An 11,515-nucleotide genomic window follows, 5' to 3' on the forward strand; every position below is an offset into this window, starting at 1 on the left:
GCCTTCGAGGGCATGGGGTGCGAGGTCGAACTCGTCGAGCACGTGTTCGACGATCCGGTGGACCTGTTCAACGCCGAGTTCTTCGCGGGCGCCGGAACCCGGCTGAAGCCGGTCCTGACCGAGCGTCGCGAGATCCTCGATCCGGCCGTGGCCCGTACCCTGGACAAGGCTCTTGCCCAGACCATGGGGGATTACTACGCGTCCGTGTTCCGCCGGTATGACCTGCGGACCAAGGTGTGTGCCTTCTTCGAGCGCTTTGACGCCCTGCTCACCCCGACGCTGCCTGTCGCGGCCTTCGATGCCGCGGCCGATTACGCGCCGGGCCTGGCGAGCGACGACGACGTGCTGGCTTGGATCTTCTACACCTATCCGTTCAACCTGACCGGCCTGCCGGCCGCCTCCATCCCGGCTGGGTTTACGAAGGCCGGGCTGCCGGTCGGGCTGCAGATCGTGGGGCGCCATCTCGGCGAGAGCCTGATCTTCCGCCTGGCCGCCGCCTTCGAGGAAGCGCGGCCCTGGAACACGGTTCGGCCCCCGCTGACCTACGGCTCCCGGGCGGCCTGAATCCGGCGGCGCACCAGCTCGCGTTCAGCGCGAAGCCAGGATCCCATCGCGAACGCGCTGGCCGACGGCCGGGGACCCCATGATGCCGGCGCCGCCGAGCCCGGCGGCCCAGTGAAAGCCGCTCAGCGTGGGATCGGGCCCAACCACCGGCACCTTGGTGCCGGAGAACACCCGGTGCCCCGCCCAGGCGCGCTCGGGCTCGCCCAAGAGGGTCGTGTAGTCTCGCACCGAACGGGTGACGGCCTCGATCTGACCGGGCTCGATCCGGCAATCCCCGGGCTCGTCGACCTCCTCGTCCATGGGGCTGGCCAGGAGGGCAGCCCCGGTCGGCTTGCACCAGAGCGGCACCGAGGGGCAGCGAAAGAACGGCCAGGTTCGGCCTGCCAGATGATCGGGGAGCCGCAGCTGGATCACGTGGCGCCGGGTCACCGTGAACGGGATCGCGGCGGCTCCGGAGGCGCGGCCGACGCGCTCGCACCAGGCTCCCGCCGCGTTCACCACGTGGCCGCATGAGATCTCGCCCCGGGTCGTGGACACGCCGATCACCCGCCCGGCCGTCGTCAACGTCCCGGTCCAGCCGCGGCCCAGCTCGATCCTGGCGCCGAAGCGGCGCGCGCCGTCCGCGAAGCCGGCCACCAGGGCCCCGATGTCGATCTCGCCCGCACCCCGGTAGAAAGCCGCGCCCGTGATCCGCTCCGCTCTTGCGATCGGGACCAGGCGGGCCACCTCGGCGCCGTCGAGGGCCTCGACCTCGACCCCGAGCTCCCGCGCCCGCGCCATCTCGCCCTCTAGCTGCGTGGTGTCGGCGAGCGAGGTCGCAATGACTGCGCCCTCTCGGCCGAGCAGCGGCCGGTCGCTGAATCCGCCAGGAGGCTGTTGCAGAAAGGGGAGGCTGGCGGCCGCGAACTCCGTGAACGCGTCGGACTCGTACATGGGAATGAAGTAGGCCGCGCTCCGGCCCGTGGAATGGCGCCCGCCTGCATCCTCGGCCTCCAGAACCACGACGGCCAGACCGGACTGGGCGAGCTCAAAGGCGGCCGCCAGCCCCAGGATGCCCGCCCCGACCACGACAACATCCGCCCTGTCCACCATGCCGCTCCTGATCGGGGCCTCGGCCGCACCGGGCCGAGCCTAGCCATTTCACCGCGGCCGAGCGATCGGCGTCCGCCTCGGCGGAGGAAGCCTCCGCGCCGCTCAGGCCTGCCCCTGCGCGACCCCCATCAGCACGGCCAGGCGGCTCATGTCCCGGGCCAGGTCGACCGAGCGCTCCTCGTGCACGATACGGCCGCGATCGAGAATGATGGCCCGCTCCGACATCTCGAGCGCCAGCCGGGCATGCTGCTCGACCAGCACGATGGTGAGCCGCTCCTCGCGACCGAGGAGGCCGATCGCCTCCGCGAGCTGGTCGATGATCACGGGCGCGAGCCCCTCGAAGGGCTCGTCGAGGAGCAGGAGCGAGATGTTGCCCATCAGCGCCCGGCCAATGGACAGCATCTGCTGCTCACCGCCGGAGAGCTGGTTGCCCATGTTGCGCCGCCGCTCGGCGAGGCGCGGAAACAGCCCGTAGACGCGCTCGGTGGTCCAGGCCCGCCCCGCCCCGGCCGGACTGCGCCCGGCGACGAGCAGGTTCTCCTCCACGGAAAGCGACGGGAAGACCTCGCGCTCCTGCGGCACGAAGCCGAGGCCGAGGCTGGAGCGGCGATAGGTCGGGTAGCCCTGAATCGCCTCGCCGGCGAGCTCGATGCGGCCGCTGCGCAACCGGGTGCGGCCGACCACGGTGGACAGAAGCGTCGATTTGCCGACCCCGTTGCGGCCGAGCACGGCGAGGCAGCTGCCGCCGCGGACGGCGAGGTCGATGTCCTCGAGGATCACCGTCTCGCCGTAGCCGGCCGAGACGCCCGCGAGCGACAGGGCGTCGCTAGTGGCTCTTTTCGCCAAGGTAGACCTCCTTGACCTTGGGATCGTGAGCGATCTCCTGCGGAGTGCCCTCGACCAGGATGGCGCCCTGCACCAGCACGGTGATGCGGGAGGCGAGACGGAACACGAGCGCCATGTCGTGCTCGATGATCAGCACCGCGATGTCGGGCGGCAAGGCCTCGACCACGTCGAGGACCACGTGGCTCTCGGCCGACGGGATGCCGGCAGCGGGCTCGTCGAGCAGCAGCACCTTCGGCTTGAGGGCGAGGGCGATCGCGATCTCGACCAGGCGCTGCCGGCCATAGGCGATCTCGGCGACGGGCCGGAGAGCCTCCATGCCGATGCCGATGCCCTCCAGAATGGCATAGGCCTCCTCGAAGGCGCGGCGCTCGGCCTTGCGGGCCCGAAAGATCCGGCCGGCGAAGCCGTCCCGCTCGGACACCGCGATGGCCACGTTCTCAAGCACCGAGAGCCGGTTGAAGAGCGAGTTGATCTGGAAGGTGCGGCCGACGCCCTTGCGGACCCGCGCCTCGGGCGACAGGCCGGTGACCTCCTCGCCGCCCATCAGGATCCGCCCAGCGGTCGGCTGCAGCGTTCCGGTGACCAGATTGACGAAGGTGGTCTTGCCGGCCCCGTTCGGGCCGATGAGCGCGTGCCGCGCGCCCGGCCGCAGGGTCAGGTCGATGCTGTCGGCGACGACGAGCGCGCCGAAGCTCTTGCTCAGGCCTTGCGTCTCGAGGAGGGGAGGGAGGCTGGCCGAGGCGGTCATGCAGCCCGCCGCCGCCATGCCAGGACGCTGTCGACGAGGCCGAGGACGCCGTTGCGGGCGAACATCACGGTCAGGACCAGCATCAGGCCGATCCAGAACGTCCAGAACACCGGATTGTACTTCGCCAGGGCGTCCTGCATCAGCATGTAGATCGGTGCCCCCACGAAGGCCCCGTAGAGGCGGCCGACCCCGCCGAGGATCAGCATGATCAGCGCCTCACCCGAGCGCGTGAAGGTGATCGCCGACAGGCTGACGAATTGCGTGGTCTGAGTCAGCAGCGCGCCGGCGATCCCCGCCATGGTGGCCGAGATCCCGTAGACCACCAGAAGCCGCAGCCGCACGGGCGAGCCAATCGCCCGCATGCGCACGAGGTTTTCCCGGATGCCAACGATGGAGCGGCCGAAGGGAGAGCCGACCAGGATGCGGGCAAACAGCCAGCCGAGGAACAGCACGGCGCCCGTGTAGATGTAGGCGGTCTGGCCGAAGAAATCCAAGGACCACAGACCGAGGATGGGGGCCACCGTGACGCCCTGCAGCCCGTCCGACCCGCCCGTGACGGAGCCGAGCTTGTTGGCGGCTTCATGCAGCACGAAGACGATCGCCAGGGTCAGCATCATCAGCGTCAGCCCGGTCGTGCGCAGCACGATGAGCCCCGACAGAATGCCGACGAGGCCCGCCGCCACGGCCGCCGTCAGGAGGCCGAGGAAAGGCTCGTTCGAGAGGTGGATCGCGGTCAGGCCGGCCGTGTAGGCGCCGACCCCGAAGAAGGCGGCGTGACCGAGCGTGACGATGCCGGCATAGCCGACCACGATGTCGAGCGAGAGCACGAACAGGCACATGATGAAGATCTGGCTGCCGAGCGGACGGTATTCGGGCCAGAGCCAGTAGCCTGCCAGCATGGCGAGCCAGACCAGCCCCTCGAGCGGCCTGAAGCGGTGGCGCGCCAGGCTCGCGGAGACAACCTCGGCGCCCGCTAGGCTCGGCCGAACAGTCCCGTCGGTCGCCACAGCAGCAGTCCGATCATCGCCAGGAAGATGAAGAAGGCGCCGAATTCCGGGATCAGATATTTGCATGTTGTGTCGGTGACTCCGAGAAGAACGGCGGCAACGAACGGCCCCTTGACGGTGCCGAGCCCTCCAACCGAGACCACGATCAGGAAGTAGACGAGGTATTCGAGCGCATAGGCGGGCTCGATCGCCAGGATGTCGGCGCCGAGGCCGCCGCCGAGGGCCGCGAGGCCGGACCCGACCGCGAAGGTCGCCGTGAACAGGCGGCGCGTGTTGATGCCGATCGCCTCGGCCATGCGGCGGTTGTCCACCGCGGCCCGCAGCTGCGCCCCGAACCGCGTCCGCTCGATCCCGAGCCACAGCGCGGCGATGATGACCCCGCTCACGACGATCAGGAAGGTCCGGTAGGTCGGAAAGGTCCGGAAGCCGAGATCGACCTGGCCGCTGAGGCTTTCCGGCAGGATCATGCGCTGGGGCAGGGGCCCCCAGGCATAGCGGGCGGCCGCGGAGGCCATGAAGATGATGCCGATGGTGAACAGCACCTGGTCGAGCTCGCTCGCCGTGTACAGGCGCGAATAGAGCAGCCGCTCCAGCACGACGCTGGCCAGCGCCACCACGATGCAGGCGGTGACGAGAGCCAGGAAGAAGTGGATCCCGAACCCGTTCATCAGCGTCACGGTGATGTAGCCACCCGCCATCGCGAACACGCCGTGCGCCAGGTTCGCGAAGCCCATCAGGCCCATGGTGACGGAGAGGCCGACCGAGATGACGTAGAGGATCATCCCATAGGCGAGGCCGTGAAACAGGATGCTGACGAGGGCCGACAGGATTTGATCCATCTCACACTCTACCCATGCGGCAGGCTGCCGGGCGCCGGAGGCTGGGCGACGGCCACCGCCGCCCAGCCTCCGGCCGCCTTGCGGGGCGCTACTTCTTCTTGTTCAGCTCCTTCCAGGGGTCCTTCACCTGAGGGAACGTCTCGAACTCGATGTTGGCGAGCGCGCCGTCCCGCATCTCCGTGCGGCGGATGTAGACGTTCTGCACGATGTCCCCGGTGCTCGGGTCAATGGAGACCGGGCCGCGCGGGCTGGCCGCGTTCTTCCAGTTGCGCAGGAGCTCGAGCGACTTTTCGGCCGTCACCTTGCCGTTCTGGGCCTTGATCGCCTCCACGATCGCCCCCATCGCGTCCCAGCCGCCGACCGACATGTAGTTCGGCGTCGAGGTGGGGCCGAATTCCTGCTTCCAGGCGGCCACGAACTCCTTGTTCTCGGGACGATCCGCAGCGGCCGAATAGTGGAACGCCGTGATCACGCCGAGCGGCGTCTGGCCCATGTTCGGCAGCTCCTCGTCGGTGACGATGTCACCCGTGCCGATGAGCTTGATCCCGGCGCTGGACAGGCCGAGGTCGCCGAAGGCCTTCATGAAGGCGGTCGCCTGCCGGCCGGCGGGCAGAAAGGCGAACACCGCGTCCGGCTTGGCGTCCTTGATGCGCTGCAGGAACGGCACGAAATCCGGATTCTGCAGCGGCATGCGGACCGACCCGGCGATCACGCCGCCGTTGTCCACGTAGCCCTTGGTGAAGGCCTGTTCGGAATCGTGGCCCGGCGTGTAGTCCGACACCGCCGTGTAGACCCGTCCGAGGCCGTTGCGGGCCGCCCATTGCCCAAGCGGGTAGCCGGCGTGCCACATCGACAGCGACATACGGGTCACCCAGGGCGACAGGGTGGGCAGCATGGCGGCGCTCGCATTGGCGAGCACGAGCGGCACCTTGGCCTGGTCCACCACCTTGGCGAGCGCGGCGGCCACCGGCGTCCAGACCACGCCGGTGATGAACTGCACCTTTTCGCGCACGATCAGTTCCTGCGCGAGCCGGATCGCGACCTCCGGGTTCGGGCCGGTATCGTCCCGGCGCACGAGCTCGATCTTCACCCCGGCCGGGAGGCTGCCCTCGTTTTTCTTCAGGTAGAGCTGGATGCCCTTGTCGATCTGGTCGCCGAGCGAGGCCTGCGGCCCGGAATAGGTATTGATGACGCCGACCTTGATGGTCTGCGCCAGGGTGGACGTCGCCGACAGGGCAACGCCCGTCGCCAGAGCCACAGCGAGTACTGTCCGCCTCATCAACCCCTCCATCACGCCGGCTTTGGCCGACAACCGTGGCGCCCGAGCAATGTTGAATGGCCCCGAATGGGTGTCAATATGCTCAGTGTACCGCGCACCATGCCAAAAGCCGGCCGCCTTACCGATCGGGCAAGCGAAGGTTGTGCCGACTGCAGGGCTGCGCGGGCGCCGGGGTCTCGTCGGCGCGCCGTACGCGATCGGTTGACGGCTCTGTCCCCTGCGCCATAATCGTCAGTGTGCGTCTTATCGGCCGGCCATTCACGCCGGGCCCAGCAAGGGGTGGATCATGAAGACGGTGGCTGACGACAGACTCCCGGGCCGCGGCGGGGGAGCCTGGGTCGTCAAGACAGGGCAACGCATCAAGGTTACGGATGTGGAGGGCGGGGCGATCGGCGATTTCGTCTCCTTCAATGCCAACGACTTGAATGAGCGTTTCAGCCAGGCTCGGACCAAAGCCAACCAGGGCAGGCTACTGCTCTCGGTCGGCAATCATCTGTACACGCGGGACAACAACGTTCTATTGACCATCGTGGAAGATACGTACGGCGAACACGATCTGCAGTACGGCATGTGCAGCGCCTGGGTCTTCGAGAATTTCAAGGACAAAGACTATCACGGCTTCGACCCCGCCGCGATGAAGGTGGGCGGCCCGCTGGGCGTGCCGCCCTTCGGCTGTTACGAGGTTTTGCAGAAGGCCCTGAAGGATTGGCCGATCAGGCCTGAGAACATCCCCGATCCGCTCAACCTGTTTCAGACGCTCGAATTCGACCATTCGAACGCGACCTTCAAGACCGTCGACGGCCGCAGCAAGCCCGGCGACTACATCACCTTTGAAGCCAAGATGGATACGCTGTGCGCGCTGAGCGCCTGCCCGTCCATGGGCCGCCCCCTGCACGTCACCGTCTTCGAGCCGTAATCCGCCCGGACGCGGCGCTTCGGCGGAACAGGTCGAGGCGGCATCCACCTGCCGCCTCGGCCGGGCCGCCCGGTTTCGACCGGGAGCCGAATTCCACCGGTCGCGGAGGCGGCCTGCGCAGGCGGCGGACGAGGCCGCCCTAGAACTCTCCGCCCGTCCGAAGCGGACGCCGTGGTTGCCTCCTGCGCTGCCGGCATAAGCGCCCGTGACCGCCAGCGGGATGGCCGTATCGGATGGAGCGATGGGGCCTGGGCTCTGAAAGGCGGCGAACGCCTCGAAGCCGTCGGTTTCCTGCAAGATGGCGGTGGTGACGGGTTCCGACCCGTCGTGGTCTGCCGCGCGGACGGCGAGGGCGTCTGGCCGCAGCTCACCTCGTTGCCGGGTGATCCGGAGCCCCCGCCATCGCGACCGCCCAGAGGCGGTGAGTGTAGCGCTCGCGGCGCGGCCACGAACGCTGCTGGTCGGCTTTGCCCGCCTCGAACTCCGACCTGATCCGGGTTTCCGCTGGCCCGCCGCCGGCATCCCGGCGCCCCGCCGCGGACGGAGGCCACCAGCGTTGTGTCCCAAAGAAACCGAAACTCACATGGCTCGGCGGGCTTGTCGAAGCGGGGCCAGTTCCCACCCGGCGCCGAACAGGAGATCCTGTGCCCGAAGACACCATCGACGTTTCGATAACCCGGCGCGCGGCCGTGGCAGGCGGAACCGCTGTCGCCGCGTCTGCGGGCCTGCCCCGGTCGAGCGCCGCTCAGGGCGCAGGCGGCGCAGCCCGGCCGGTCGGAGTTGGCGCCGGCTCGGTGCCGGCCATGCCGGTTAGCCTGAAGGTGAACGGGCGGGCCGCCCACCTCGTCCTGGACACCCGCGTCACCCTCCTCGACGCGCTTCGGGAGCACCTGCACCTGACCGGGTCCAAGAAGGGCTGCGACCATGGCCAGTGCGGCGCCTGCACCGTGATGGTGAACGGCCGGCGTGTCGTGTCTTGCCTCACGCTCGCGGTGATGCACGAGGGTGACGAGGTCACCACGATCGAGGGCCTGGGCACGCCGGACAACCTGCATCCCATGCAGGCCGCCTTCGTGAAGCACGACGGCTACCAATGCGGCTATTGCACGCCCGGGCAGATCTGCTCCGGCGTGGCGGTGCTCGGCGAGATCAAGGCTGGAATCCCGAGCCACGTCACCGCCGACCTCCTCGCCCCTGCGCAGGTCACCGAGGCCGAAATCCGAGAGCGGATGAGCGGCAACCTCTGCCGCTGCGGGGCCTATTCCAACATCGTCGAGGCGATCACCGAGGTTGCCGGTGGTCAGACGACTGAGAGGCAGGGATGAAGCCCTTCACCTACGAGCGCGCAGCCACGCTCGCCGACGCCGTGGGGGCCGTCTCGCGCACGCCCGGCGCCAAGTTCATCGCAGGTGGCACGAACCTGCTCGATCTGATGAAGCTGCAGATCGAGACGCCGACACACCTTATCGACGTAAACCGCCTCGGCCTGGACCGCATCGAGCCGACACCGGAAGGTGGGCTGCGGATCGGCGCGCTGGTGCGCAACACCGATCTGGCCGCGGACGAGCGGGTTCGGCGCGACTATGGCGTTCTGTCTCGGGCGACGCTCGCCGGCGCGTCCGGGCAGCTTAGAAACAGGGCGACCACGGCCGGCAACCTGCTCCAGCGGACCCGCTGTCCTTACTTCTACGACACCGCCCAGCCCTGCAACAAGCGCCTGCCTGGCTCTGGCTGCTCGGCGCTCGACGGGATCAGCCGCCAGCTGGCCGTGATCGGGTCGAGCGGGGCCTGCATCGCGACAAACCCGTCCGACATGGCGGTTGCGATGCGGGTTCTCGACGCAACGGTGGAGACCGTGAATCCCGATGGCGCCACGCGGGCCATCCCGATCGCGGAGTTCCATCGGCTGCCGGGCGACGCGCCGCATCTCGACACGGTGCTCCAGGGAGGCGAACTGATCACGGCTGTCACACTGCCGAGACCGGTCGGGGGCAAGCAGTTCTACCGCAAGGTCCGCGACCGGGCTTCCTACGCTTTCGCGCTCGTGTCGGTCGCCGCGATCGTGCAGCGGGACGGCACCGGAAGGGTCGCGGTGGGCGGGGTCGCCCACAAGCCGTGGCGCGTCGAGGCCGCGGAAGCCGAGCTCCCCCGTGGTGCCGGGCCGGTCAGCGAGCGGCTGCTCGCCGGCGCGAAGCCGACCCACCACAACGAATTCAAGCTGCCCCTCGTCGAGCGCACGCTCGGGGCGGTGCTGGCGGACGCGAGGGCCTGAACCATGAAGTTCGACACCCCCGCGGGCCAGAACCCGATCGATCAGCTCAAGGTCGTCGGCCACCCGACCGACCGCATCGACGGCAAGTACAAGACGACCGGCACGGCGCCCTATGCCTACGAGCGTCATGACGTCGTGCCGGACCAGGCCTACGGCTTCGTTCTCGGCTCGGCCATCGCGAAGGGCCGTATCCGCGCCATGCACCTGGAGGCGGCAAAAGCGGCTCCCGGTGTCCTGGCGATCGTCACCACCCTCGACACGCCTCGGCTCGAGCGAGGCACCATGAACGCCGCATACCTGTTCGGCGGGCCGGAGGTCCAACACTACCACCAGGCGATCGCAGTCGTGGTGGCGGAGACCTTTGAGCAGGCGCGCGCGGCCGCCTCCTTGATCCGCGTCGACTACAACACTGAGCCCGGCAAGTACGACCTGGCCGCCGAAGCGCCCTCGGCTCAGCCCGTCGGCGCCGATAGCGGTGAAGGCAGCGAGGGACCGGCTGAGGAGAGGGTCGGCGACTTCGAGGCCGCCTTCGCGGCCGCCCCAGTCAAGCTCGACCAGCGCTACACCACCGCGGACGAGAGCCACGCCGCGATGGAGCCCCACGCCACGATCGCGGCGTGGGACGGCGACAAGCTCAGCCTCTGGACATCGAACCAGATGATTGCCTGGGGCAAGAGCTCGGTCGCCACGATCCTGGGCATCCCGGCCGAGAACGTTCGGCTCGACTCCCCCTATATCGGCGGCGGATTCGGCGGAAAGCTGTTCGTGCGTGCCGACGCCGTGTTGGCAGCGCTCGCCGCGAAGGCTGCGCGGAGGCCGGTGAAAGTCGGGCTGACTAGGCCGCTGATCGCCAACAACACCACCCACCGGCCGGCGACGCTCCAGCGAATCCGGATCGGTGCGACCCCCGACGGCAGGATCACGGCGATCGCCCACGAGAGCACCTCGGGCAACCTGCCGGACGGCAAGCCCGAGACCGCGGTGTCACAGACGCAGTTGCTCTACGCTGGTGCGAACCGCCTGGTGGCCATGCGGCTCGCCCACCTGGACCTGCCGGAGGGCAATGCGATGCGGGCCCCGGGGGAGGCGCCCGGCATGATGGCGCTCGAGGTCGCCATGGACGAGATGGCGGAAAAGCTCGGGCTCGACCCCATCGAGTTTCGCATCCGCAACGACACTCAGGTCGACCCGGAAAAGCCGGAGCGCCCGTTCTCACATCGCAATCTCGTCGGCTGCCTGAAGCTCGGTGCAGAGCGGTTCGGCTGGAACAAGCGCAACCCGCGGCCCGGACAGGTGCGGGATGGGCGCTTGCTCGTCGGCATGGGAGTCGCGGCAGGCTTCCGTAACAACCTCCTGATGACGTCAGGGGCACGCGTCCGGCTGGACGGAAACGGAGTCGTGACCGTCGAGACCGACATGACCGACATCGGCACCGGCACCTACACCATCATCGCCCAGACCGCGGCCGAGATGATGGGCGTCGGGCTGGACAAGGTGGTCGTGCGGCTCGGCGACTCGGCCTTCCCGGTATCCGCCGGCTCCGGCGGGCAATGGGGCGCCAACAACTCGACGGCCGGCGTCTATGCGGCCTGCGTGAAGCTGCGCGAGTCGGTGGCCCAGAGGCTCGGCTTCACCTCCGCCGAGGCCGTCTTCGCGGAGGGCGAGGTCCGGTCCGGCAGCCGCAGCGTCCCGCTCGCCGAGGCGGCGCGTGGCGGCGATCTCGCGGCAGAGGACGCGATCGAGTACGGCGATCTGGCCAAGCGCTACCAGCAATCGACCTTCGCCGGACATTTCGTCGAGGTTGGCGTCGATGTCTGGACAGCGGAGGTCCGGGTGCGACGCATGCTGGCCGTCTGCTCGGCCGGCCGCATCCTCAACCCGAAATCGGCCCGCAGCCAGGTGATTGGCGCCATGACGATGGCGGTCGGCTCGGCGCTGATGGAGAAGCTGGA

11 protein-coding genes are annotated in these 11,515 nt (G+C 68.8%); 5 read left to right on the forward strand and 6 right to left on the reverse strand.

All coding sequences use genetic code 11. The features are described from left to right. A partial coding sequence (locus JWR86_RS17020) for an amidase family protein (protein WP_299567642.1) occupies positions 1–564 on the forward strand: 564 nt, incomplete at its 5' end. 24 nt (positions 565–588) lie between these two features. Here JWR86_RS17020 and JWR86_RS17025 read toward each other — a convergent pair. The 6 genes from JWR86_RS17025 to JWR86_RS17050 all read right to left on the reverse strand — a co-directional run bounded on the left by JWR86_RS17025 (position 589) and on the right by JWR86_RS17050 (position 6,375). Continuing rightward, complete coding sequence (locus tag JWR86_RS17025) at positions 589–1,656, reverse strand: FAD-binding oxidoreductase (protein ID WP_299567644.1); 1,068 nt, start codon at positions 1,654–1,656, stop codon at positions 589–591. A 102-nt stretch (positions 1,657–1,758) separates the two neighbouring features. Continuing rightward, the gene (locus JWR86_RS17030) at positions 1,759–2,502 is read right to left on the reverse strand and encodes an ABC transporter ATP-binding protein (protein ID WP_299567646.1); all 744 of its coding nucleotides are present in this window, start codon (positions 2,500–2,502) and stop codon (positions 1,759–1,761) included. Then, a complete protein-coding gene (locus JWR86_RS17035) occupies positions 2,483–3,250 on the reverse strand; it encodes an ABC transporter ATP-binding protein (RefSeq protein WP_299567648.1) in 768 nt (255 codons plus the stop codon). Before JWR86_RS17035 ends, JWR86_RS17030 begins: the two co-directional genes overlap by 20 nt. Then, positions 3,247–4,257 carry a branched-chain amino acid ABC transporter permease gene (locus JWR86_RS17040; RefSeq protein ID WP_299567650.1) on the reverse strand — a complete coding sequence of 337 codons (1,011 nt, stop codon included), beginning with the start codon at positions 4,255–4,257 and terminating at the stop codon, positions 3,247–3,249. The genes JWR86_RS17035 and JWR86_RS17040 overlap by 4 nt, the downstream gene beginning before the upstream one ends. Then, positions 4,224–5,096 carry a branched-chain amino acid ABC transporter permease gene (locus JWR86_RS17045; protein ID WP_299567652.1) on the reverse strand — a complete coding sequence of 291 codons (873 nt, stop codon included), beginning with the start codon at positions 5,094–5,096 and terminating at the stop codon, positions 4,224–4,226. Before JWR86_RS17045 ends, JWR86_RS17040 begins: the two co-directional genes overlap by 34 nt. Positions 5,097–5,184: 88 nt before the next feature. After that, complete coding sequence (locus tag JWR86_RS17050; RefSeq protein WP_299567654.1) at positions 5,185–6,375, reverse strand: ABC transporter substrate-binding protein; 1,191 nt, start codon at positions 6,373–6,375, stop codon at positions 5,185–5,187. Between the two features lie 286 nt (positions 6,376–6,661). On the opposite strand from JWR86_RS17050, the gene JWR86_RS17055 reads away from it, so the two are divergent. From JWR86_RS17055 to JWR86_RS17070, 4 genes are all read left to right on the forward strand, one after another. Beyond that, positions 6,662–7,291, forward strand: a complete 630-nt coding sequence (locus JWR86_RS17055) for an urea carboxylase-associated family protein (protein WP_299567656.1) — start codon at positions 6,662–6,664, stop codon at positions 7,289–7,291. Positions 7,292–7,980: 689 nt separating this feature from the next. After that, positions 7,981–8,616 (forward strand): aldehyde dehydrogenase iron-sulfur subunit PaoA, encoded by a 636-nt coding sequence (gene paoA / locus JWR86_RS17060; protein WP_299567658.1) that lies wholly within the window; start codon positions 7,981–7,983, stop codon positions 8,614–8,616. Further along, positions 8,613–9,563, forward strand: coding sequence for a xanthine dehydrogenase family protein subunit M (locus JWR86_RS17065; protein ID WP_299567660.1), 951 nt, complete (start codon positions 8,613–8,615; stop codon positions 9,561–9,563). The genes paoA and JWR86_RS17065 overlap by 4 nt, the downstream gene beginning before the upstream one ends. A 3-nt stretch (positions 9,564–9,566) precedes the next feature. Beyond that, positions 9,567–11,515 (forward strand): xanthine dehydrogenase family protein molybdopterin-binding subunit (locus JWR86_RS17070; RefSeq protein ID WP_299567662.1); only part of this gene is annotated, 1,949 nt, incomplete at its 3' end.

The organism is Enterovirga sp., assembly GCF_028290205.1.
Lineage (GTDB): Bacteria > Pseudomonadota > Alphaproteobacteria > Rhizobiales > Beijerinckiaceae > Enterovirga.